At 68.0% G+C, this 24,108-nt stretch carries 15 protein-coding genes and 1 pseudogene; 7 read left to right on the top strand and 9 right to left on the bottom strand.

The window, feature by feature from the left end:
- Positions 1 to 751: 751 nt before the first annotated feature.
- A pseudogene (locus tag OG943_RS09930) lies at positions 752 to 1,118 on the bottom strand (flavin reductase family protein).
- On the opposite strand from OG943_RS09930, the gene OG943_RS09935 reads away from it, so the two are divergent.
- Positions 1,006 to 1,311, top strand: coding sequence for a hypothetical protein (locus OG943_RS09935; protein WP_328612378.1), 306 nt, complete (start codon positions 1,006 to 1,008; stop codon positions 1,309 to 1,311). The pseudogene OG943_RS09930 and the gene OG943_RS09935 overlap by 113 nt on opposite strands.
- A 69-nt stretch (positions 1,312 to 1,380) precedes the next feature.
- Here OG943_RS09935 and OG943_RS09940 read toward each other — a convergent pair whose 3' ends face one another.
- On the bottom strand, positions 1,381 to 1,761 hold the full coding sequence (locus OG943_RS09940; protein WP_328609422.1) for a winged helix-turn-helix transcriptional regulator: 381 nt from the start codon (positions 1,759 to 1,761) through the stop codon (positions 1,381 to 1,383).
- 75 nt (positions 1,762 to 1,836) lie between these two features.
- Here OG943_RS09940 and OG943_RS09945 point away from each other — a divergent pair, with 75 nt between their 5' ends.
- Entirely contained in the window at positions 1,837 to 2,766 is a 930-nt protein-coding gene (locus OG943_RS09945) for an NADP-dependent oxidoreductase (protein WP_328609423.1), read from the top strand.
- Between the two features lie 315 nt (positions 2,767 to 3,081).
- Here the strand turns inward: OG943_RS09945 and OG943_RS09950 are convergent, their stop codons facing one another.
- The 3 genes from OG943_RS09950 to OG943_RS09960 all read right to left on the bottom strand — a co-directional run bounded on the left by OG943_RS09950 (position 3,082) and on the right by OG943_RS09960 (position 5,340).
- Positions 3,082 to 3,528, bottom strand: coding sequence for a nitroreductase/quinone reductase family protein (locus OG943_RS09950; protein WP_328609424.1), 447 nt, complete (start codon positions 3,526 to 3,528; stop codon positions 3,082 to 3,084).
- A gap of 45 nt (positions 3,529 to 3,573) precedes the next feature.
- The gene (locus OG943_RS09955) at positions 3,574 to 4,011 is read right to left on the bottom strand and encodes a VOC family protein (RefSeq protein WP_328609425.1); all 438 of its coding nucleotides are present in this window, start codon (positions 4,009 to 4,011) and stop codon (positions 3,574 to 3,576) included.
- Positions 4,012 to 4,236: 225 nt separating this feature from the next.
- Positions 4,237 to 5,340, bottom strand: a complete 1,104-nt coding sequence (locus tag OG943_RS09960; RefSeq protein ID WP_328609426.1) for a glycosyltransferase — start codon at positions 5,338 to 5,340, stop codon at positions 4,237 to 4,239.
- A gap of 229 nt (positions 5,341 to 5,569) precedes the next feature.
- Between OG943_RS09960 and OG943_RS09965 the strand changes: the two genes are divergently transcribed.
- Positions 5,570 to 7,762, top strand: a complete 2,193-nt coding sequence (locus OG943_RS09965; RefSeq protein ID WP_328609427.1) for a tetratricopeptide repeat protein — start codon at positions 5,570 to 5,572, stop codon at positions 7,760 to 7,762.
- 140 nt (positions 7,763 to 7,902) lie between these two features.
- On the opposite strand, the gene OG943_RS09970 is transcribed toward OG943_RS09965, so the two are convergent.
- The 4 genes from OG943_RS09970 to OG943_RS09985 form a co-directional block, all read right to left on the bottom strand.
- Positions 7,903 to 10,608 carry a glycoside hydrolase family 97 catalytic domain-containing protein gene (locus OG943_RS09970; RefSeq protein ID WP_328609428.1) on the bottom strand — a complete coding sequence of 902 codons (2,706 nt, stop codon included), beginning with the start codon at positions 10,606 to 10,608 and terminating at the stop codon, positions 7,903 to 7,905.
- 71 nt (positions 10,609 to 10,679) lie between these two features.
- Complete coding sequence (locus OG943_RS09975; RefSeq protein WP_328609429.1) at positions 10,680 to 11,741, bottom strand: hypothetical protein; 1,062 nt, start codon at positions 11,739 to 11,741, stop codon at positions 10,680 to 10,682.
- 20 nt (positions 11,742 to 11,761) lie between these two features.
- The gene (locus OG943_RS09980; RefSeq protein WP_328609430.1) at positions 11,762 to 12,955 is read right to left on the bottom strand and encodes a glycoside hydrolase family 64 protein; all 1,194 of its coding nucleotides are present in this window, start codon (positions 12,953 to 12,955) and stop codon (positions 11,762 to 11,764) included.
- 896 nt (positions 12,956 to 13,851) lie between these two features.
- Positions 13,852 to 14,652 (bottom strand): pentapeptide repeat-containing protein, encoded by an 801-nt coding sequence (locus OG943_RS09985; protein WP_328609431.1) that lies wholly within the window; start codon positions 14,650 to 14,652, stop codon positions 13,852 to 13,854.
- A 1,191-nt stretch (positions 14,653 to 15,843) separates the two neighbouring features.
- On the opposite strand from OG943_RS09985, the gene OG943_RS09990 reads away from it, so the two are divergent.
- Genes OG943_RS09990 through OG943_RS10005 form a run of 4 tightly spaced genes read left to right on the top strand, consistent with a single transcriptional unit; the run spans position 15,844 to position 23,676 of the window.
- Complete coding sequence (locus tag OG943_RS09990) at positions 15,844 to 17,415, top strand: hypothetical protein (RefSeq protein ID WP_328609432.1); 1,572 nt, start codon at positions 15,844 to 15,846, stop codon at positions 17,413 to 17,415.
- Positions 17,412 to 18,140 (top strand): hypothetical protein, encoded by a 729-nt coding sequence (locus OG943_RS09995; protein ID WP_328609433.1) that lies wholly within the window; start codon positions 17,412 to 17,414, stop codon positions 18,138 to 18,140. Before OG943_RS09990 ends, OG943_RS09995 begins: the two co-directional genes overlap by 4 nt.
- Positions 18,137 to 22,630, top strand: a complete 4,494-nt coding sequence (locus OG943_RS10000) for a hypothetical protein (protein WP_328609434.1) — start codon at positions 18,137 to 18,139, stop codon at positions 22,628 to 22,630. The genes OG943_RS09995 and OG943_RS10000 overlap by 4 nt, the downstream gene beginning before the upstream one ends.
- Positions 22,627 to 23,676: a hypothetical protein gene (locus OG943_RS10005; RefSeq protein ID WP_328609435.1), complete on the top strand. Its 1,050-nt coding sequence runs from the start codon at positions 22,627 to 22,629 to the stop codon at positions 23,674 to 23,676. The genes OG943_RS10000 and OG943_RS10005 overlap by 4 nt, the downstream gene beginning before the upstream one ends.
- Positions 23,677 to 24,108: the final 432 nt, after the last annotated feature.

Raw genomic sequence — 24,108 nt, forward strand, 5'->3', positions numbered from 1 at the left:
GATCTTGCCGGTGGCGTGATCAGCCAGTCGTTGGTGTCGTGATGCCGGCCGAGTCCGATGGCGTCGAACTCGCCGAAGTAGTCGGCTTCGAGGCAGGCCACGGGGCCGTTGGTCGAGCAGACGGCCAGCGCGCGGTCGAAACCTGCGGGCAGCTTCCGGAATCCGGTGGGCTGGGGTGCGCTCCCGATGGTGCCGACTCAAATGATCTTGCCGTGATCGGGGTCCTGCTCACTGATGCGCCGTCACCCACGGTCGCGAATGGAATCTTGGCTAGGTGTGCAGGTCGGTCGTGTCGTTGCTCTGGCGGATGATCGGGACGCCGCCGTGCGGGTGTGCGCGGTGCTGGCCGGGATCAACCCCATCCTCCGCCCGGTGCGGGACGACTGGACATCAGCCGCAGCCAGTCGGTGAGCCTGGGGTGGTCGGCGTCGGATGGCTCCGGCCAGACCACCACGGCCGGGCGCGGCAGGCCGAGTCGTGGCGCGATGCAGTCGTTCGCGTCGTCCATCCAGGTCGTCGCCCACACCGGATCGCATGGCAACGCCGCCAACCTGGGCCCGTGTCCGGATATTGGTGTGGCAGCCCGCCGAAGGCGATTCGGCGATCCTGTGTGGTTCACCCCTGACCCGATCGGCCAGTCGCCGCGTGGGTGTCGGGCATTACAAAGTGGATGGTTGCGCGATGAAGGCCCCGTGGCGTCCACAGTGTACAGTCGTGCCGGGTATCCAGCCGACCGCGGGTAAACCCGCGGTCAACCAGCCTGTCGCAACCCGAACCCGCTGCGATGGAACACAAGCGGCAGCGGCTCGTCCGCGTGCGCCACCGCGTGCAGGCGCAGCAGGACGATGGTGTGGTCGCCCGCCTCCACCGCGCGTTCGATCGTGGTGTCGAACCACGCGACGCCGTCGGCGAGGGTGACGGCGCCGTCGGCCGTCACTGTGAGGTCGAGGCCGGCGAAGCGGGTGTCCGCGGGGCCCGCGAGGCGGCGCGCGCAGGTCCGGCCACGTGCGCGACGTCGTGGCGATGGAGAACGACACGAGCGGCGGGACCATCGACACGGAGGTGAACGAGCTTGCCGCGATGCCGACGGTGCGGCCGTCGACGTCGGTGGTGACCATCTGGAGGCCGCGCCCGGACCGGGCAATCTCGTCCTCGCCATCGGAAAGCGGCTCGCTGCGCGGCATGAACGTCAACGACCACGAGCACCTCGTTCGCGGATTACCGGCAGCTCGCCGTCGGCTGGCTCGCTGCGCACCGAACAGACCATCGTCACCGGCATCGGGAACGCGGTTGAGGGATTCCTGGCGATGATGCGCGGCCCCCACACCGGCAAGACCCTGATCAGCCTGACCCGCTCCTGACGATCACGCCGTGGTCGACTCAGCCGTTACGCGCGACCGCCCCGGAATCGGCCTCCAGCGCGTCGAGCACCGCGTCGCCGTTCGCCCTCGCCCACTCGGTCAGCGTGTGGATCGGATCGATCAGTGTCGCTCCGAGCGGGGTGAGCTCGTACTCGACGCGGGGCGGCACCTCGGCGTAGGCGTGGCGGCGGACGAGCCCGTGCGCCTCGAGCCGCCGGAGCGTCTGGGTGAGCACCTTGCGGGAGATGCCGCCGATCAGCTCGACCAGCTCGCCGTGGCGCACCGGGCCCTGGCTGAGGCCGGAGAGCACGACCACCGTCCACTTGTCGGCGATCAGCTCGACCGCCAGGCGTCCCGGGCAGTCGGCGAGAAAGGAATCAGGAGGACCGAAACCGCTCATGGCGCCAAAGGTACCTGCTGGTTCCTATCGGAAACATAGCCTGGGATTCTCTTCCCCTCCGAACCCAGGAGAGTCATGCGAATCATCACCCAGCAGAAGCTGGGCGGTCCCGAGGTGCTCACCATCGTGGACGCGCCCACGCCCCGGTCCCTGCCGACCGAGGTTCTCGTCCGGGTCAAGGCGATCGGGCTGAACCCGCTGGAGGCGCGACTGCGCGCCGGCGAATTCCCGATGCTGGGCCGGCCGCCGTTCGTCCTCGGCTGGGACATCAGCGGCGTCGTCGAGGAGGCGCCGCAGACGTGGCGGTTCCGGCCCGGCGACGAGGTGTTCGGGATGCCGCTCTTCCCGCGGGCGGCGAACGCGTACGCCGAGTTCGTGTCGGCGCCGGCGTTGCACCTGGCGCGCAAACCGGCGTCGCTCTCACACGTCGAGGCGTCGGCGTTGCCGGTTGTCGGGCTGACGGCGTGGCAGGGCCTCGTCGACCTCGGCGGCGTGACCGAGGGCGACCGCGTCCTGGTCCACGGCGGTGGCGGCGGGGTCGGCCACGTCGCGATCCAGATCGCGAAAGCGCTCGGCGCGCACGTGATCACCACCGCCAGCGGGAGCAAACGGGAGTTCGTCGAGGGGTTCGGCGCCGACGAAGTGATCGACTACACGACGGTCGACTTCGCCGAGACGGTCCGCGACATCGACGTCGTGCTCGACACGCTCGGCGGCGACACCGTCGAGCGGTCGCTCGGAGTGCTCCGCCCAGGCGGTCACCTGGTGACGGCGGTCGCCGAGGAGGATTCCGGGCTCGCCGCCAAGTTCGAGGCGGCCGGCCTGCGCTTCAGCGGCATCGCGGTCGACCCCGATCCGGTCGCCCTGCGTGGTCTCGTCGACCTTGTGGAACAGGGCAAGCTCCGGGTCCACGTGCAGGAGACGTTCCCGTTCGAACGCGTCGCCGACGCGCACCGGCGACTCGACGGCGGCCACCTTCAGGGCAAGCTCGTCCTCACCGTCTGATCCCGCCGAAGGGCCGCCCGGGCCGGTCAGACGGCCCGGGCCGTCGGCAGGATGGTGATTTCGCTGAGGTCGACACCTTCCCCCAACCGCACGCTCCACAATGGTCGCGCCTCGGAAAAGCCATACTCCGCAACGATTTCGACGCGCAGAGCACTGGTCGAGGGCGGTGCCGCCGGCCCTGCCGAGCCGTTCCGCGGGCGTGGTGGTGCCGGTGCGGCGGGCGGTGACGTCGCGCTCCAAGGACGGCGGCCCGCCGAGCGGAGAGGCCACCCGCCCTCCGGGCTTCGCCGCGGCTGCCGTCCGGATCGCGTGGGCTCAGTCCTGCGGGGTGAGCAGGACGATCGGGATCACGCGGTCGGTCTTCCGGGCGTACTCGTCGTACAGCGGGAAGATGCGCGCCATCCGGTGCCAGAGGACCGCGCGCTCGGCCGGGGAAGCGGTGCGGGCGCGGGCGGTGAACCGGCGGGTGCCGGCCTGCACGCCGACGCTCGGCTCCGCCTGGAGGTTCTTGAACCACTCCGGGTCCTCGTCGGCGCCGGCTTTCGAGGCGACGACGACGAAGTCGTCACCCGAGGTGCCGTAGATCAGGCAGGTGCGGCGGGGCCGGCCGGTCCTGCGCCCGGTCGTGGCGAGCACGAGGGTGTACAGGCCGTCCGATTCGTGTCCCTCGGTTCCGCCCGAGGCCAGATACGTGCGGGTCTGCTCGGCGACCCAGTCCCACTGCGAGTCGGTGGCGCGGTCGAGATCGGCGGCGACGGCCATGGCGGCGGTCCTTTCGGGGTTGGTCCAGTACCGGGCGGGGGTGCTTCAGGCGAGTTCCTCGACCAGCCCGATGATGATGCCCGCTGGCCCGCGGACGTAGCCGTACCGGCAGTAGTCCTCGTACCGCGCCACTTCCCCCACGAGTTCGGCGCCGTGGGCGCGCAGCCGGCCGAGGACGTCGTCGACGGCGTCGACGACAAACGTGAGGCGGGGGATGCCCGGGGTGTTCACCGGTTCCCTCGGCGCCGGGTTGGCGTTCACCGGCGAGCGGAACGTGGACAGCTCGACCCGGCCGTGCCCGTCCGGGGTCCGCATCGTGGCGATGTCCGCGCGGACGCCGTCCAGCGCGAGGAGCTGGTCCACCCACTTGCCCTCGACCGCGGCCTCGCCCTCCAGCTCCAGGCCCAGTTCGACGAAGAACGCGATAGCCGCCGCGAGGTCCTCGACCACAACGCCGACGTGGTCCATCCGGTGGATCGTCATGACTGCCTCCCGTGTCGCGCGGCCCCTCGTGGCCGCTCGTGTCCCTGGGACGGAACCGACGGCACGTTCTCGACCTCGACTCCTGTGACGGCCATCACAGCTCCCAGGCCGTGCGGTCCCGACCACTGACGTCGCCCTCGAACGTACCCAAGCCATCCGCGTGACCTGCGCCGACGCCGCGGCCGTCGGCAGGGCTTGGCCGCAGCACCAGCGAGCTGATCCAGTTCAGCCGGTGACCCGGCGGCGTAGTTCCGTCCACGCGGCTTGCGGCGAGGGCAGTTCGGCGATCTGTGCCGCGAGCTCGCGTGCGGCGGCCCGGTATGCCGGGTCGTCGAGCACGGCGGCGAGGGCGTTGCCGAGCTGCCCTTCCGCGTCCTGCGGTGGTACGACGATGGCCGCGCCGGTCGCGGCGGCGCGCTCGGCGACGAGTGACTGGTCGTAGACCATGGGCAGGATGACCATCGGCAGGCCGCGGCTGAGGGCCCCGGTGACGGTGCCCGCGCCGCCCGCGGTGACGACCGCGTCGACTTCTTCGAGCAGGTCGGCCAGCGGGGTGAAGCCGACGAACCGGATGTGCGCGGGGGCGGCCGCGACGGGTTCGGTGGTGACCAGGATTTCGGCGTCGGCTTCGGACAGTCCGGCGAGCAGGTGGCTCAGGTGAACGGCCGGATCCGCCTCGGTGCCGAGGGTGAGCAGCACCCGGGTCCGGCTGTCGTCTCGGGCGGCGCGTGGCTCGGTGCCCGGTGGCCGGTAGGGCTGCGGGCGCACCGCGATCTCGTCCTCGGCCACCACGTGGTCATCCGCCCGTAGCGCCGGCGGGAACGGTTCCAGGCAGGCGACCGGGGGAGTCAGCGTCAGCCCCAAGGCTTCGGCCCGGGCAGCCAGCTCGTCCAGCCAGGCCTGGGTGAATTGCGGGGGCATCGGCGTCGTGACGTTGTGCGTGGCCCATGGCACGCCTGCCGTCGCGGCGACCAGCGGGGCAACGACATCGGCGAAGTCCGCGATGATGAGGTCCGGCCGGAACTTCTTCGCTACGGCGAGAACCGCGTCGTAGGAGAGATCGACGCGCGTGTTGCCGAGCAATTCGACCAGCCAGGCGACGTCGGACAGGGAGCTCCGGCCCGGCACGCCTGACCGCCGTTCGTGTTCAGCGCGCAGTTCCGCGCTGGCCGCGCCGGCCGGGAAGAAATCCAGATCTCCGACGGTGCCCGCCATGGAATCCGCGGTGGCGACGGCGACCTCGTCACCGGCGGCGCGCGCCGCCACCGCGAGCGGCAGCATCGGCAGCAGGTGCCCGTAAACGGGCAGGCCGGTGAAGAGAACACGCATACCTTCACCCTAGGGAGGCGCCGTCGGTGCCCGCCGCTCGAACTGCCCGAAAGGCTTCCACCTGGGGTTCGCCGGTATTGAGAGTCCGGGGATCATTCGGCCTGCTCGTGCAGCTGCCGGTACGCCCGCATCGCGTTCTCGGCGATGGTTTCTAACTTAGGGTAACCGCAGCTGCACTAGGTGCTAATGTCGGGCTGATCGTGTATCTGGGGTGGACTCGGGGAGTTTCATGGCTGCCTGGCAGGACGTGGCGTTGTCGGAGATGCTGAAAGCAGCGTGGGCGGCCGTAGCGGCCGGGGCGCGGACCGGAGTCGTGCGCCTGGGTTCGGCGGTAAGAGGGCGGGTCGTGCGTCGCCGTAGCGCCGGCCGCATGGACAGGCATATCTCTTCCGGGGTATCCGCGCCTGACGGCATGATCGACCGGAAGCTGGAGCGCAGGGAGCTGGACGAGGCGTCGAGCCGAAGCCAGCAGGTCGCCGGACAGGTGGTCCAACTCTGTGGCCCCGACGGCATTGGCAAGTCGTCCTTGCAGAGCTGGAACGGTGAGCGGAACCAAAGCCGGTACCGCAACGGCCGGATCAGCATCGATTGGCTCGACTGGGTGAGTCCGATCGGGAAGGTGCGCGAGGAGGACTTGCTGGCGTATCTGCTCGGCGCGGCGGGTGTTCCCGGCACGTTGGTCGAAAGCGGGCTGTCGGCCCGGCGGCGCCAGTGGCGCGAGGTTCTCAGCCGCCAGCGGGTGCAGATAGAGGTCGACAACGCGCGGGACTCTCCAGCGCTTGCCAAGCTGCTCGTGCCGACCCACGGCAGTATTTTGATCGTCGCTGCGACGAGGCCACTGGAAGCTTTCGCGACGATGTCCACGAGAATCATCCGGCTGACTGGGGTGGAACCGAAACATGCCACGCGCATAATGGCGGCCATCTGCGGGAAGAGCGCACTGTCTGCGGAGCCGGAGGCGGCTGCTGAGCTGATCCGGTGCTGTGATGGTGTTCCGCGCACGCTCCGTCGTGCCGCCAATCTGGTCAATGAGCGCGTGGCGCTCGTCGGCGCCGGCGCTGTATCGAGCCTCGTTGCCGAGATCCGGACGAAGGGCGTCACAGCCGCGTTGGAGATCAACAGGGCTGGGACGGCGGCGGGGATACGCGAGATATCGGACGACGCCCGGGTCCTGCTCGCGCTCTTGGCCGCGCACCCCGATTCGAGTGTCGCGCTGGATGACGTCAAGTACGCCTGGCAAAACACCAGGGCCGCCGATGACGTCGTGTCGTTGATCGCCCAGCTGCACCGGCACAATCTTCTTGAGATCGTCGCGCCGGCCCGCTACCGGACGACAAGCGTGGTCAGGGACTGTATGCGTCGTGAGTTCGCGTCACATTTCATCGTTGACGAGTTGTGGTGGCCAATGTACTACTGCGACCGCGCGCAGTACGCCGACCTGACGCTCAATGAATACCGCATGAGGCTGTGGCAGCTGTCAGTGTTACCCGAGGACAGTCCATTCATCGGCTGGAGGACTGAGCTCGTCCTTGGCGCAATAGCCGCCTCGCTCCCGGCTCAACGAGCTGTTATCGAGGATGCAGCTAAGTGCGAGGACAGCCAGATGGTTGCGCGCATCATCGGAGCGCTCGAGTCGCTACTGATCACTCAGGGCCATCACGACTTCTTTCTGGAGGTCCTGGCTGTCGGGGTCCGGGTGGCTCGCGGCGCTGAGGATCGTGTGACGATAAGCCGAATGCTGTGTCAACAAGCTTGGATTCTGCTGGAGCGGGGGAAAATTTCGGCAGCGCGTGCTTGTCTTGACGAAGCGATGTCTCTGGCTGAAGCTGTGGGCAACGACGAACTGATGGCGTCGGTTTGTGAATATGAGTCGCGTTATCAACGAGCGGTCGGGCGTCTTGATCGAGCTGTTGGCTTCCTGGACAAGGCCATTGAGTTCGATGACCGCATCGAAGGACCAAAATGCCGTCGCTCGCGCGGTATTCACGCACGTATGAAGGCCGATTGTCTGGTAGAGCAGGGCAAATCTCAGGTGGCGCTCGAAGCGCTGGAACTGGCGGACGCGAACACTCTTTCTTCCGACGGTCGCAACCAGTCGAGGGTCTGCCTGGTCTACGGCAAGGCCTACATCTTGCTTGGCCGGTTCAACGAGGCGTCATCGTCGCTGGACACAGCGCAGGGACTCGTGGAGAAGTCGGGTTCCCGAGCGCGGTACGAGCGCGAGCTCACAGAGGTGCGCGGCGATCTCGCCTCGGCTCAAGCGAAGAGTGCGGCTGTGTGTAACGATGCCGCTCAGGTGAGTGCATTCACGGCGGAGGCGATCCGATGCTGGACGATAGTACGAGATCTGTATCGCCTCGCCGCGCACTCGAAGGCTGACGAATTCCAGAACAGGATCGATGATCTCCTCAGGGCGACGTAGTCCGGCCGACGGCGGGGGTTCCGGCGAGCATCCCTGCCCCACGGATTCGGCTCCAGGACGGCTGGATGTGGTTCGCCGGAACCGGGATGACCACTAGCTGAGAACCTCAGCACCTCGGCGTTGGACAAGCCGCTGTCGGATCACCCCTGGCAGGTCAGTTCGGGCCTGGCCCAGTCACCGTGGTCGAAGGCGGTGCCGTTGCCGCCGTCGCCGAGCACCAGGTCGAGTTCCTGGGCGCCGGTCACGTCCGCGGTCACCTGCGCCGGGCCGCCGGCGGAGGTGAGCACCGGTGTGGTGCTGAGGGCCTTGCCGTCCCCGAGGACGCTGAACGTCACCGAGCCCTGGGGTGACGACGCGACCTCGTCATCGACGCCGACGGTCGCGGTGAAGGTCGAGCACCTCCCGCCGAGGAAGATCTTGACGTCGCTGGCCGCGTTCGCGCCGATTCCCCGCGGGTAGACCGTGCCGTGCAGGGTGATCGGCTTGCCGTCGCCGGAGCCGGTCTCGCCGTTGGACTGGTCGCGTTCCACCGGGCCCCAGCCGTTGGTCGCGGACTCGAAGGGCAGCGTGCTCGCCGCGACGGTCCCGTGCGGTGGCACCTTGACCGAGACGACCTGTTCGACGTGGATCGGTTCGGCGCCCCGGCCCGCCGGGTTGGCGTACGTCGCCACGACCGGGACCTCCACCACCGCGCCCTGCTGGCCGGCGGGCACGGTGACCGTCCACTGCCCGGTCAGGGGAGTTCCGGCCCGCAGGGTGCCGGCCGAGACCGGACGGCCCGTCGACTTCCAGCCCGCGGGCAGCCGGGCGGCGTCCACCCCCAGCCGGACGTCGTGCAGGGGATTGCCTTGGGGCAGCGTGAAACTCGCGCCGACCGGCAGGGCCGAACCAGGCGCGGCCACCGCGGTAGGCGGGGTGAGGGTCAGCGACGTCGCCGGGGCGGGCACGACCGGCTTGTCGCAGGAGGCGCGCCCGTACGTCGCCGGGCAGGCGATGGCCGCGAAGCCGCCGTTGGCCGGCGACGTGACCGAGAGCGTGTCCGCGGCCGTGTGCGTGCTGGTGGTCCGCGTCAGGGTGCCGTTGCTGTCGCTGGTGGTCTCGACCAGCCACCGGCCGCGGCCGAGGAAGCCCAGGGGCGTGGTCATCGCGCCGCCCGGACCGGCCAGGAGACCGCCGACGAACCAGCGGTCGCCGTTGCGTCGGGCCAGCACGACCTGGCGGTTGCCGGCCGCGTCCTGCTCGGGGGAGCCGGCGGCGAGCCGGGTCTCGTCCCAGGTCGTCGGCAGTTGCTCGAAGTAGCGCTCGGCGGCCGGTTGCGTGGCGAACCCCGCCGGATCGTCGCCGAGATGGGTCCAGCCGGACTCGAACACGACCGCCTGGGCGAGTTCGTGGCCGGCGGAGTCCTGCCGGCCGGGCCGGGAGAACCAGGTCGGCGTGTAGTCCATCGACCCGACGATGTTGCGGGTGAAGGCCAGGAAGATGTCGCGGTCGGCGTTCTGCCCGTTCTCCTCGCCGCGCACGCCTTCGACGCTCATCACCTGCGGCCACGTCCGCTGCAGGCCGCGGGGAATGGTCGCGCCGTGGAAGTCGATCATCAGGTGCAGCCGCGCGGTGTCGGCGAGGATCGCGCCGTACCACTGGAACTGCGCTTGGGCGTCGGAGTCCATGTAGTCGACCTTGACCCCGGCGACACCCCAGGACTTGATCTTCGGGAGCCAGTTGTCGCGCTGCTGCTGGGTTTCCAGGTCGGTCCAGGCGAACCACAGCACCACGTTCACCCCGCGGGCCCGGGCGTAGCGGACCAGGTCCGGGATTTCGCTCTCCTGCCAGCCGTAGTCGACCAGTGTGTAGGACAGGCCGTGCGCGGCGGCGTAGTCGATGAAGGAGCGCTGGGTGGCGGCGCTGGCGCTGGCGTCCACTCCGCCGGTCAGCCAGGACCAGTCCGCGACCCCCGGCTTGATCCACGACGTGTCCGGCACTTTCGAGGGCGGTGCGAGGTCGTCGACCAGGGTGGAGCGCACCACCGTGTCCAGGCTGCCGACGATCGCCGTGCGCCAAGGCGTGGCGAGCGGGCCGGGCGCGGTGACGGGCTTGTCGTCGGCCAGGGCGACGGTGTAGGCGGTGCTGCCGTCGGCGTGGTCGAGGTGCGTGCCCGAGTATCGTCCGTCCACATCGGACTCGGTGAGCAGTGTGTAGCCGCCGCCCACCTTGAACAGCGTCGGGTAGCCGAACGAGCAGGTGGTTCCGTTGCAGGCCTTGGGCTCGGCGGTGTTCGCCGTGGCCGCGGTGGTCTGCGTCCGCTCGGTCTCGTAGGCGCTCTGGTACGGCTGCACCCACGCCGCCGCGTCGGCGGGAAGTTCGAAGGTGGAGGCTTCCCTTTGCACGGTCACCGGCCCGGAACCGCCGACGACGTACCGGTACGCCACCCCGTCGTGCGCCGCGCGGACCACGACGTCGAAGGATACGTGGTCGGCGGTCGTGAAGGTGAACGTCGACTCGTTCATGGTCGTCGAACGGTCGAGCTGCTTGCCGGTCACCATGTCGTAGGACTCGCGCACGAGCTTGTCCCGGCGACCGGCGAAGGACAGCCCCGAGCCGAATTCGCGGGCGCTGGTGGTGATTCCGAGCTTCCCCGGCGCCAAGACCTGAGACCCGCCACTGGCCACAGCGAGGCGCAGTTCGCCGGCGCCGTCCAGACCCAACGTCGCGGTCACGCCCGTGCTGCCCGGACTCCGGACGGTCCAGGTGTCGGCTTTCGAAGGCGCGGCTGCGGCGGAGGGGGCGGCGACGACGCCTCCGAGCAACGCGAACGCGAGGGCGATCGTACCCAGCTGTCTCGGCTTCACAGCGTCCAAATAACGCTGTGCCTGTTTTGTTCGTCAAGAGTTTTGTTTATTTGTGTCCGGTCTTGTCAGGTTCAGGGCGTGATGGTCACCGGACTGTGGTAGGTGTCGCCGGTCGGTGAGCCGTTGATCCGCGCCGGTGTGGTGCCGGCGTCCCGGACGCGGATGTTGTCCAGGGTGACCCCGTTGATCGGCAGGCCGCCCGCCGGGGCGAGGAGCCAGAGCGCCATCCAGGTCCGGTTGCTGTCGTTGGTGTAGGGCAGCTGCTCGATATCGATGTTGCTGAAGGTGATGCCCGACGCCGTCCCCCATTTGTGGTGCACGCCGAGGCCGACGGCCGCCTGGTAGACCGTCGAGTTCTTGAAGGTGACGTTGCTCTGCGGCTGCAGGACGCCCTGCCCGACTTTCAGCCCATAGCAGTAGGTCCACGACAGCAGCCCGTCGAACGTCACGTCGTCCAGCGGCTTCGGGTCGCCGGGAACGTTGCGGAAGAGGTCCGTGGCGGCGTCCCAGGTCTTGGTGCTGAACGGGCCGTCGAGGCCGATCCCCACGGCGTTGCCGACGGACACGCACATGTTGGTGAACTGCAGGTCCGACGAGCGGGCCGGCATGATCGCCCACGAGCTGGACTCGCGGAAGGTGATCCCGTCGAGCCGGAAGTGCGGGGTGTAGATCGGGGTCAGCAGGTTCACCCCGAGGTTCGAGGGCAGCAGCGAAGCCTTGCCGTTGCCGTCGATCGTGCCCCGGCCGTAGACGGTGATGCCGGTCGAGCTGTACCGGGTCGAGAGGAACCAGCTGATGTCGCGCTTCTGGGAATCCTTGTGCCAGTGGTGGTCGTAGTGCCCGTCCTCGCCGGTGTAGCGCAGGACCGCGCCCGGCGCGAGGTAGAGCGCGAGGTGGCTGTGCAGGTACAGCGTGCCGACCGTCCACACCCCGGACGGGACGTAGACGGTGCCTTGCCTGCCGTTCGCGGAGCCCCAGGCGGCGGCGTCGTTGAGGGCGTTCTGGAACGGCGAGACCGGCGTGATCGAGGTCGCGCCGATGGCACCGGGTAGATCTGCAACGGGGCGGCGGCCGCCGGGGCCAGTAAGAGCTCGTGAGTGTTTATGACGGTTAGAACCGTCATAAACACTCACGAGTCCTTCACTGAGCCGGATCAGGAAAGCGAGCCCAGCGTCATCGACGCGCTCTGCGGGTTGCCGTCGTTCACCAGTGACTCGAAGTTGCCCACGTCGTCGAAGGCGAAGGCGTAGGCCTTGCCGTCGGCCATCTGCGCGTGAACCTTGCGGGCGTACTGGTTGGTGACGGTGTCCACGTAGAAGTCCGCGGCGTTGTTGTCGGGCTGGCTGGCCGAGGTGAGCAGGGTGGAGCGGTTGAACCCGGCGCACAGGGTGCGCGAGATCGGGCCGCGGACCAGGTCGTTCGGCGCGTCGAGCAGCTTGTAACAGCCGAAGATGCTGTCCGCGTCCGGCTTCTGGAAGGACGTGACCGTGGCGCCGGCGGAGTTGGTGAAGTTCATGACGTTGCCCGAAACCCGGCCGAAGTACTGAGTGGACGGCTGGTCCGCGAACGGCGTGACGGTCAGCGTGGCGGAGCTGTACTTGCTCCACACCCGGTTGATGTAGTCGTCCATGACCGTGGCCGGCAGCGCGCCGGACTCGATCCCGTGCCCGGCCGAAAGGGCGCGCAGCACGTTGCCGCTGCCGTCGGTCTGGATCAGGTTCGCCCAGCCGCCGGGCTGGCCGCGCAGCGCGTTCATGAAGCTGGTGAACCCGTTCGGTTTCAGCGCGCCGGTGGTCTTCACCCCGCCGCCGGAGGGGGTGATGGAAACCGAATCAGGCGCGGTGAACATGTCCACCTGGGTGCTGTTGAGCCACAGGCCCGAATCGTTGAGGGTGTACTCCGACCAGTTGAACAGGATGTTGTGGTTCGGGTCGGACGGGTTCTGCACGGCGGGCTGGACCAGGCCGCCGGTGGCCAGGTAGAAGTTGAGCTTCTGGCCGTAGGAGAAGTAGAGCCGCCCGGAGAACTTCGGGATCCGGATGGTCACCGACTGGCCGTTGGCCGGGCCGGGGATCGAGGCGTCGGGGGCCGGGACCGGCGGCACGCTGCCGCCCGGCCACGCGTGGAAGCTCCCGCCGGAGTCGGCCCAGCCCTGCTGCCCGGTGCTGAGCAGGGTGCCGAGGTCGTAGAGGTAGACCGGATCGGAGCGGCCGGAGTTGTTCGTCACCGTGAGCGGGATCGTCGCGGGCACGGCGGCGTCGGCCGCGGGCACGATGGTGAACGCCGAGAGGGCCGAGGCGAGCGCGGCCAGTATCACCGCGCCGGCCTGAATGCGTCTTCTGACCATGGTTCTCTCCTTGGGGGCCGTCTGGTCACGCCGGCGAAAGTCCCGAGTGAAGATCGTATTCCGGTGCTGTGCGGAATTCGGAATCTTGTTCCTGAGTCCCGTGATGGGGGCATGGGGAGCCGGCTGTTCGACGTTCTTCCGGTGTCCGGACGTCATTGTCTTTTCGGGGGTGCCGGGGTCGGTGGTGGGGCGGTAACCAGGTTGAGCCCGGATCAGGGTGATGTCAACGGTTCCCCGGAGATTGGTCCAGACAAGTTTTGTCGGGTGGGGGGTTGCCATGGGCGCCGCGGGGTTACGGGGCGCTGGCCGGTAGCACCTGGGCGGCGCCCGCCTGCGGTTTACCAGCCGGGTGCGAGCCGCCGTCACGGCTGCGCAGCGGTCCATGGTGAAGCCGTGACGGCTACCAGCCGCTACGGATGGGCGTGCAGCGGAGGGCATCGCAGCTACCGGACCGCAGGGGGAGGGCAAGATGGAGACGCCAGGTTTCTGGGACGCCGTAGGCGGTCTCGTCGCAGGCTCCGTAGTAGGTGGCGGCGTAGTGGGAGGCGCTATTGCCGTGGGTGTCGCGGGGTGGGTCGACGGCGGGGACCGGCAGTGCGTACGGCAGCAAGGAGGGCTGCGAAGTGTGGCGATCCTCCTTGTCACGTCGAACAGATCTCTTCGGCGGTGCGGGCGGCTGCGGGCTGAGCAGACCAGCGGTGTTGGCTCCGGAGACCAAGGGGTCGGTCACGCCGACGACCGCCTGGAACACAGACGGAGGGCAGGGACAGCAAGACTTCGTCCACCAAAATGACGATCGGCTCGCTGGGGGATGCTTGGTGAAAGTTCACCACGTTATGTGTCCGAGGACGATCTTGCACTCTAACCGAACGTTTCCACCTGTTCGGATAACTGATCTACCCTCTTGTGAGCCCTGGATACTGCCCTTCGGACAGGCAATACGGTCGCGGCGGAGTCTCGATGATGCGGGGGTTGTCCAGCTGCTTCGGGTCGATGACAGCATTATCGAGGACCGCATCCGTTAGATCCGCGCCCCCGAGTTGGGCACCAGCCAGCTTCGCATAGATGAGATCGGCCCCGACAAACCGCGTGGCCGCCAAAAAGGACTCCCCGAGGTCCGCGTTGGGGAGCGTCGCGCAGGTAAAGTTCGCCTGGATGGCATTGACCCGAGTGAGATTGGAGCTGAGAAGATAAGCGCCGGTAAGGTCGGCGCCGGTCAGATCTGACCCGCTCAGGTCGGCGCCAGCGAGATACGCCCGGACGAAGTCCATTCCTTCGAGGTCAACCCCGGAGAGGCAGGTGTATCGCAAGTTAACCGAGTATTCGCTGGCCTTCGTGTCCGGGTGGATATTGTGATGGCCGATCACCCCTAGCGCGGCCTGGATGTCGTTGGGGACCGCTTTTCCTGACGCGCATTCGGAGATGGGCGCGTGCTCGCGGACGAAGGATGCCAGCAGCTTGAGGATTGTGGGATGATGGCCCGGTGAGTCCTGTAGCAGGCTCTCCAGGGCAAGGATTCCCCCCTGTCGGATGTCGATGCTGTCTCGATTGCCCAGCTGTTGGACAGCATGATTGAATCGATCGTCGAACTGGCCGCGCTCGGTGATCTCAGCTTGGTGCTGACTCGCTTGAGCGGATTGCTTACTTGCCTCGGCGGAGAGGCAACTCACGGCAACAGCTCCGGTCGTCACGATCACTGACAGGAAGCTGAGCAGGTGGCTCCAGTTCCGAGGCTTCCCCGCCGGCCCCTTTTTCCCGGACCCCGAGGCGTTGCTTGTCGCCCGAGCGCCGGAACGGCGAACGACTCGTCTGCGGTTCTTGCTACGTCGTTTGTTTCTCGCGGACATGGCGGAGGATTATGCCGTACCCCGGAAGCGAGGGGCTCCTGGCCACCGTGAGGATGTCGAGCACTACAACACTCAACGCCGCTACAGCGCACTCGGCGGCCCATCACCCGTGAACCGACTGCCATCAACCTGACGGCCAAGAACATCTAGCCGGGTGTGCCACACATCGCCGGGTATCGTCCTCACCGGGGTGTGGCAGTCGGCGCTTCCCAACGGCGACGCCAATCGCGTCCGCGGTAGTCGAGAGGATCGAGCCCTGCAAGCACGCATGCGACGAACAGCCGGACCGGTAGTAGCAACAGCGGGTTAGGCTCACGTAGAGCAGCCGGTAGCACTAACGTCACCGTCGGTCGTTGGCAGTTCTGCGCTGCCCGGTCCGGGAGACTGCCGGAGGCAGGTCACGCAAGGCATCCACTCAGCTGGCCACGAACGCCGACTATGTGGTCGTCGTGGCGTCGACCTCGTGCCGACTCGCGGCAGGCGATACTCCCTGTTCCTACAGCAGCTGTCGGCGACCACAACACCCTCACCGACCTGACGCCCGACGGGCGCCTTCCCCGTCCACGTGGATGCCCAGCACCACCTCAGAGCGTTCGATGGCACGACACCGGAGTAGATCTGTCGCCGGTGAACAGTTCTTGGTTCGACAGCGATCGCGGCCATCACGCAGGTGGCGATGACCTGCATACCAGCGCTGCGGTACCGATAGCTCGTTACTGGCACCGCGGCGCCAGGATCCCCAACCCCTTGGACGACGGCAATCAAGCATGACCGCGCTCCAGACCGACTCAACCACATCACGGACTTGCTGATCGTGAGGTCGGGCAGGTCGTGCCCACGTTCCCGGTGACTTCCTCGACCTGGTGCATGATCGCCAGGCACGGATGCCAATGGCGGTCCAACCGGGGCTCACTTACCCGGTCTCCTCTGGCGAATCACTCGAAAGGATCAGCTTCGTCTGGAGTCTGTCGGGTGCAGACTGAAAAGCCGGTCGAGAGGGAGGGATCCGATGCTGGCGGACGACCGATGTGTGGATGGTCCGTGACCGAGCCTTGGGAGCCGTTGCTCGAGGCACCGGGACGGGACGTGGTGATCCCGACCGACGACGAGTCGATCACCAGGCGCCGTCGTGCGTTGGCGCCGATCCAGGTACTGACCGAGATCGAGCGGACAAAGGGGAGCCTGGACGGCGCGTACTGGGAGCACTACGACCTGTTCACGATCGCCTTGGCCGTGATCGACCAAGTGGCATTGGCGATGGGGATTTCGGCGGGTCGGACGTGGGAGGAAGCGCTCGATTACGCGGCGGGGCAGGCCGCTCGGCAGGTCCCGGAAGCGAAGGAACCCGAATGGTTTTCGGTAGCGGAGCGAGTACTCGTTTCATTGGTGACGACGGATGTGGAGATCGTCAAGCATCTGGTGCACACCGCGGCCGGCCCCGCGTGGCGGAACCAGCGTTTCCGACTGCTCTACCTGCATCCGACCGGCAGTGAGGGCATCGAGCACCTCCGCGCTTCGGAGCAGGCGATCAACATCTTCGTCGAGGCGCTTGATCTGGACATCGAGGCCGCCCAGATCGCGAATGAGGCACAGCTCAACGCGCTGATCGCCCGCGGTGCAGTGGAGTCGGCCGTGCAGATCGCCAAGCTCGCCCGCTACCGGTCGATCCAGTACCAGGAGCGGATCCGCCGGATCATCGCCGACACACTGATCGATCCGGACGTGCACGACTGGATCGGCGAAGTTCCTTCACTCCTCCGAGATGCCTTGGCACACGTCAAGGAGCGTCTTGACGCCGAATCGGCCCTGCTCGACGCGGTTGCGGATCGCCGGACCGAACTGGACGAGCAGACCAAACTCGACGCGGCCAACCAGCTGATCGAAATCCTCCGTGAATGCCGGCGGCGCCACGATGATCTGCATCGCCACCTCATCGGCGCGCGGAGCCGCTTGCGGGAAGCTCTGGAAGACCGCTTCCGGCGCGCACCGCGGACAGCGCGGCGGTTCGACATCGGCACAGATCTTCTCGCCCCCTACCTCGGCCGCGGCACCGCCACCGCTGCCGTGGCGGCCGACCGCATGGTGGCCTTGTTCGGCGGGCTCCCAGTGCGCTGGTGGCCGTCGCTGACCACGCTGACCGACGAACTCTGCACCCCGGCGCAGCCACCTCGTCCCGGTGAGGAATACCAGCCCCCCGAATTCGACCCTGATGTCCAAGGTGAGTGGTGGGAGCCCTACGAGGACACCGTGGAGGCCGTGCTGGGCGGTATCGACCAGCCGATCCGGCTTTCCCAGCTGCTCGCGCGGGCCGGTCAGCTCGTCGCTGAGGCCGGGGCGAATCCGGATGAGCCACCGCTGGACGAAAACGTCCTGGCCGCGGCAATCGTCCATGCCGCGCATCAGGCCTGGGCGGCAAGGCTGGCGGGTCGCTCGGCAGGTGACCGGGTCGTCGTGGCGGCGACCACCGGAACCGAACTCGACGCCGGCGGCATCCGTGCTGACGATCTGGTGCTGGTGCCCGGTGAGGTGCTGACCGACATCAACGAACTGACGCTGGTGCCGCCTCTTCCTGGAGCCGCCGCCGACTACTCCGACGAGGAGGTGTCCGGGTGAGGTCTTCGACTGACGATGTCGACATCGGGAAGTTCCTGGCCTGGGCCGGACGCCCGCGGGAAACGCCGGGACGCAGCGAAGACCTGCACCGCATCGTCAGTCGGTATCTCGGTGAGCCCGACTTCGCCGCGGCCGTGGACCGGGTCTTCTCCGGCGCTGGACTCGACGTCCGGGTCGACGGCCGGGACGGGATCATCGTCATGGCCCGGCACCACTCGTTGCTGCGGTTGCAGGCCGGTGACGTTGTCAAGCGCGCGCAGCCCTCTCAGCGCAGCGTGATCGGAGCAGTGCTGCTGGCCGTCGCCCGCACGGCCTACCCAGAATCCGAGTTGGTCGACGACCCGGACCGGGTCGCGGTGTTCACCACCCAATCCGTTGTGGACACCTTGGACCGGGCGGCGCAGCGGCTTGCCGACGTGTCCCGTGAAGACAGTGACTTCGACGAGGATCTCGTGGAAGGGTGGCGCCGCTGGCTGGACCTGCCTCCGGCCAGGCCCCAGGCTCAGCGCCGGTCGGCGGGCGATCGCGCGGGCGCGGTGAACCGGATCTGCAAGCTGCTGGCCGAAGCCGGATACCTCAATCTCCGGGGCGACACCGATGGTGGCACCTGGATCGCGCGGCCGCGGTTTCGCTACGCCGTGGCCGCTCTCACCGAGGAATCCGAGCTCTACTCGCTCGTCAACGACTTGCCCGAGCCGGTCGAGCTCGACCCGGTGGACCCATGACCGATTCGTTGTTCGAGAAGGCAGCGGAGGCGCCGCCGGCACTGCCGGTGCCTCCGCTGCGGTTGCGGCGGATCAAGCTGTACGGGGTCGGTCCCGAGGGCGCCCGGTTCGACCCGCTGGACCTCGACTTCGCGACGCGGGACGGCGCAGCGTCCCGTGTCCTGCTTTCCCTGACCAACACCGGCGGCAAGTCGACGCTGATCACGTTGGTGTGCAGTCTCGTCGTGCCCGCGGCGAGGGCGCAGGTCGGCGGCAAGGTGCTCGGCGATTACGTACTTACCGGTGACACCTCGCACGTCGTGTGCGAGTGGGAGGACACCACGACTGGCCGGCGTACGGTGACGGGCGCGGTGCTGGAGTGGAAGGACGGCAGGCGGCAGCCGCCGCACGCGTCCCGTTCGACGAGCAATATGTTTCGCTCGTGGTACTTGTTCACCACTGGGCCGGACCTTCCCGGAATCGACGATCTGCCGTTTGTCGTCGATGGCCGCAGGCTGCCCTACCGTTCTTTCTGTAACGCCGTGGACGACTTGATCGCCGTGCACGCCGGTGCACGGGGCGTGCTGACCGACAAGCAGCCGATGTGGAAGAAGTCGCTCGAAGAACGGACGAGTGTCGATCCCACGCTGTTCGGTTACCAGATGCGGATGAACGATTCCGAGGCCGGTGCCGAGAAACTGCTGGCTTCGTTCGATTCGCCGGACAACGTGGTCCGGTTCTTCGTGGCCGCGCTCAACGACCAGCGTGAGCTCGAGACCTTCACCGGAAGCCTCGAGGAGTACGCCGTGCTGGCCGCTCAACGTGCCGATTTGGAGGCGATTGCCGCGTTCGGCGCGGAGATCGCCCCGCTGATCGAGCTGGTCGCCGCCAGGACCGCGGACGCGGAGGCGGCTGGCTCGGCGGCACGTCAGGCGCGTGTCCGCGGCGGCGAGCACGCCGCGGCTCTCGACAACCGGGTCAAGCGGGATGAAGAGTCGCTGATCGAACTCGGTGCTGCACTGGAAGCCGCCAAAGATGAGGCCAACCGGGCGCGACAGGCCTACGGCCGGGTCAGTGACATCCGGCAGCAATTGCTGCTTGAGGAAACGCGGGCGCGAGCCGAGTCGGCTGTCCGGGCGGTTGACCGGGCAGAGCGCGAGGCCGCCGAGGCGGGGCAGCGCGAGCAGGCGTGGCAGGCCGTCGACGCGGTGATCGATCTCGGTACCGCGAGGCAGGAGAGCGCCGCCGCGAAACTCGCCTACGAGGCGGCCGACGCTGGTCTGGATTCGCTCCGGGCCGCGGTCGGCGCCGCTGCGGAGCGCACCGCCGGACGGCTTGACGCGCTGGCGTTGGCATCGGCTGAGTCCGCCGCCTTGGCGGATGTGGCAGCTGGAGATGCGAGGCAGCAGGCTGAACGGGCCAATGCACAACTCGTCGAGGTAGCCCGCGAGCTGGAACGTATCAAGGGGCAACTGGCGCAGATCAAGGTCGAGTGTGACGAGGCGGAGGGGCAGACGGCGGCAGCGATCGCGGCCGGCTGGCTGGTCGAGGGCGAGCGCCCGGATGCCTGTACGCACCGCTGGCAGGACACCCGCGGCGACGCGTCCCAGGCCGCAGACCAAGCCGATACGGTCGCGGAGGTCGCGGAGCAGGCCGACAAACGACTCGGCACTGACATCGACAGGCTGGATGGTGAGCTTCTGGGGCTCCGCTCGGCCGCTCACGACAGCAAGGAAAAGCTGGCCGGGTTCGACCGCGAGCTGTCCGGCATCGGCGACGACGAGACCGTGGTCCAGCTGGCCGGTGGCCGGCCGTCCGATGGTGCTGCCCTGGCCCGGGTCGCGGCGTTGGCGGAAGAGTCGGCTCACAACGCCGATACGAGAGCGTCGGAGCACGCAGCTCTCGCCCGAGCGGCCACGAAGGAACTGGGACTGATCGACGAGGCCGGAATCGCGCCTGCGGGGCCGGACTCACTGGCTGTGCTCAAAACGCTGAGCGAGGCGCGCATCGGGGTGTCGACCGGCTTGAGCTGGATCGAACGAAACGTCGTTGATCCGGACCGGCGTGCCGTGTTTATCAAAGACCATCCCGAGCTCGCCGGAGGCGTGGTCATCACCGACCCCCAGCGGTTCGATGATGGGATCGGTGTCCTGACGGCACAACCCGTGCACACCAAGACACCGGTCACTGTCCAGACCGCTCCGTCGTCCACCGTCGGGTCCGAGGACGGCACGGCGGTGAGCGAATTACGCTACGTCGTGATTCCACATCGTGCTGCGTGGGATCGGGCCTGGGCCGCGGAAGTACGGAACGAGCTGGAGAAGACCGCCCAGCAAGAAGGCAGAGCTGCTCGGGATGCCGCCGCGGCTGCCGCGCGATACCGCACTGCCGTCGCACTGTGCGCAGACTTCGCGCGCCGGTGGGACCAGACCACCCGGAAGGAACTCGAGGCGGCATTCTCCGCCGCGGCGGAGGCGGTTGCCCAAGCCGAGGAACGTCGCGGCATCTTGGCGGAAGAAAGGGATCAGGAACAGCAGAAGGCAAAAACGGCACGCCGGGAAGGCAGTGGGCAGCGGCTGCTTGCGCAGCAGGCCGATGGGTATGTGGCCCAGGCGTCGGCGCTCGACGCAGTCGTTCGGAAAGCCGACGCTGCGGCTGCCCTCGTGCCAGGGCTTAACACCAAACGCGACCGGCTTATCGAGAATCGCCGCGTGGCGGAAGCGACAATCGAAACAGCCGAGGAGGCTTTCGCAGAACAAACCCAAAAGGCGGCGAACGCGCGAAGTGATCGTGACGCCCACCGACGGGAGCGGGGCGAGATGGGCGTCGATGCGGCTGCCCCCGACCCCGGTGGCAACCTGGAAGTGCTCAGAGAAGCCTGGCGGGCCCTGCACCGCGAGCTGAGCAGCGCCGAGCAGGGAATGGTGGAGGCTGGCCTCTTGGACCGGGCGGAAGCCCGGGTCGGCCAGGCTCGGCTCCGCACTCAGCGGTTCGAGTCGCCGGTGCTCTCCGACGCGGAACAGCTGGCCCGGACCAGCGAAGCGTCGTCACCGGCAAGCCGAGCCGGTGCTCAGGAGCGCGCTCGACGGGCCTCCGATGTCAAGCGGACTGCGCTGACGATCGCGATCGCCGAGCGTAAGCAAGCGAACCAGGCGTTGGCCGAGGCACAACCGGCGGCCGCGGATCACCAGAACTTCATCGATCTCGCCACGACGGAGTGGCTGCCGGCCGCGCCGGAGGACATCCCCGGTCTGCTTGAACGGCTGGAGGTCCGAAATGTGGAACTCCGCCGGCTGCGGGATGATGCCGAAACGGCTGAGCGGGAGGCTGTCGACTTCGTGCGGGTGGTCTCCGAAGACGTCGAGTCGCTCAATGACATCGCGGCACTCTGGACCGCCGACCGGATACCGACCCCGCGAATCTTCGAAGGGACGAAAGGGCTCGCTCGTGAACAGATGCGGGGCTACGTCCAGCAGCACGCGGATACGGACGAGATCGAGCGCAAGGCCAAGGGACAGCTCCACGACGCGGTGGCCGGGGCACGCAACAGTGCGATGAACACACGGTGGTCGACCCTCGACGCGGCCGCGGCCATCCGGGTCCGGTCACTGCCCGAGCCCGACCTGGTTGCCGAGGCGGAAGTGCTGGCCAGGCGGATCCGGGCCGTGGCTGAGTCCGCCGCGGCCGACTTGCGGGAACTGGACAAACACCGGGGCATCTTGCGGGACAGCCTGCTCACGCTGTGCCGTGATCAGCGTCGGCTGCTCCGTGAGGTGTCACGCTACTCGAAATTGCCCGACGGCCTCGGGGATCTCTCCCACCAGCCTGCGCTCAAGATCCGGTTCGAGGAAGCACCGGACGACGAAGCGGCGGCGCGGCTCGCCACCCGGATCGATGCCTGGTCTGTGGAGCTGAGCGGCAACCCGAAACGGGCGAGATCCGCCGAGATCCGCGCGCGCTGGCTCGCGGACGCGGTCCGCGACACCGTGCTCGACCGGACCCGGGCCGGTGCGTGGTCGATCGAGATCCTCAAGCCGTCGATCGACGGTCGGGTGCGGTATTGCCCACCGGACCGGATTCCCATCGAGTTCTCCGGTGGCCAGGTGCTCACCCTGGCCGTTCTTGTCTACTGCGCCTTGTCCCGCGTTCGGTCCGCTCACCGACTGGGCGGCCCACGCCCCGCTGGGACACTGTTGCTGGACAACCCGTTCGGCGCCGCGTCGGCGGAAGCACTGATCCAGATGCAGCACCGGCTCGCGGCGCACTCGGGTGTCCAGCTGGTGTGCGCGACCGGCTTGCACGACCCTGCTGTCGACGCGGCCTTCACCGGCCACGGTTCGGTGATTGTGAAACTGCGCAACGACGGGGACCTGCGTCGCAATCTGGCTTACCTGCAATTGCGGGCCGCGGTCGTGGACGGGGTGGACGTCATCGACTCGATCACTCAGGGCCGGGACCGGACCTCGGCCCGCAACTGGGTCGACGCGACCCGCTACGAGGTGGACACGTGACTCTCCGGCCTTCCGAGATCGCCACCCTGCGGGGCACGATCTTGGCCACCGGATCCGTCAAAATCGAGCTCGACGCGCTGTGGCGACTCTGGAACCGCGCCGCGCCGAGGTTCGTCGGCGACCCCGGTCAGGCCGCGGCCTTGCACGAGGCGTTGCAGCAGTTGGCGAGCACCGCCGTGCTCGAGCTGCCAAAGCAGGCCTGGGACGCATCCACCGTCCCTGCCTTGCCCCGGCACGTACTGGTGCCAGCTGCTCGGCGTGCTGAGACCGGACGGCCGTGGGCGACGTTTCCGTGGCGCCTCGAGCTGGGCTGGGCGTCGTCGTTACCGGTGCTGTCTGCGGCCCTGTTCGATGATTTGACGACGATCAATGATTGGCTCGGCCGGGTCGACCCGGCGAATCTTCCGATCGTGCCCGTCCGGTATCGATCCGCGGAGATCTTTGCCCGGGAGAAGCGGCTCGAACACCTGGAGCGGACGAAGATGTTCGGTCCGGGCCGGCTGACTCTGCCGATGCTCGCCTGCATGCGACTGGCGCCACCCGCCCCGGCCGCGGTCGTGGGTCCCGGTCCGGACGTCCTGGTCGTCGAGAACAGCGACACTTACTGGGTGGCTGTCGAGGCACTTCGGGACTGCCCGGGCCACCGCATCGGTGCGGTCGTCTGGGGCGCCGGGAAGACCTTCCCGGCGCAAGTCCCTTCGCTCGCGGTCGACGTGGCCGGCCAGGGACCGCTGCGAGGGGTCGCCTGGTACTGGGGAGACTTCGATCCGGCCGGCACCGCGACCGCGGTGGCAGCGGCGCGATCGGCACCAGACGTCGACGTCCGGCCCGCGATGGGGTTGTGGACGGCGATGGCAGGGCTCGCGGTGCAGGAAGCCGGCACGATCGACTGGTCCGGCGCGGTCGGGCAGGACTGGCTTGGCACCGAACTGTGGGAACGGCTGGCACCCGTGCGTGCCGAGGGTGGCCGCATTGCCCAGGAGTTGGTTCCGGTAGACGTGGTGGCTGCCTGGGCAGACAGCTTCGATCTTCGGCCGGCTCTATGACGAGCGAAGCTGCGCGGCGCCGGTGAGGTCCCAGAGCGCGACGGTGTGGGTCCCGAGGCGTTGCACCCGGGCATCGACGCTCTCGAATGTTCCGGCGGCCGCGACAGCACCGGCTCCGTTCACTCGGACTCGAGCGCTGTGCGCAGTCCGTGCAGGAACGGTGTGGTGGGCCTGCGGCGGTCTGGGAGTCGTGGTTGCACGTTGGCTTTCGCGCAGCGCGGTGACGGCGTCGTGCAGAGGCTGATCCCGCTGTCGTGGCGGCAGGCGGAGGAGGCCGCCGGCCCGTTCGGCGACCGCGAACAGTGGCTCTGCCAACGTCGGCAACATCTTGAGCCCGGGCGCGATCGCGGCAGCTGCCGGGCGGGCCTGAGCGGGTGTCCAGGGACGGGGTGTGGTCCTTCAGCTTGAGGATCGTGATGCTGACCCCGGCGA

Source organism: Amycolatopsis sp. NBC_00345 (genome assembly GCF_036116635.1).
Classification (GTDB): domain Bacteria; phylum Actinomycetota; class Actinomycetes; order Mycobacteriales; family Pseudonocardiaceae; genus Amycolatopsis.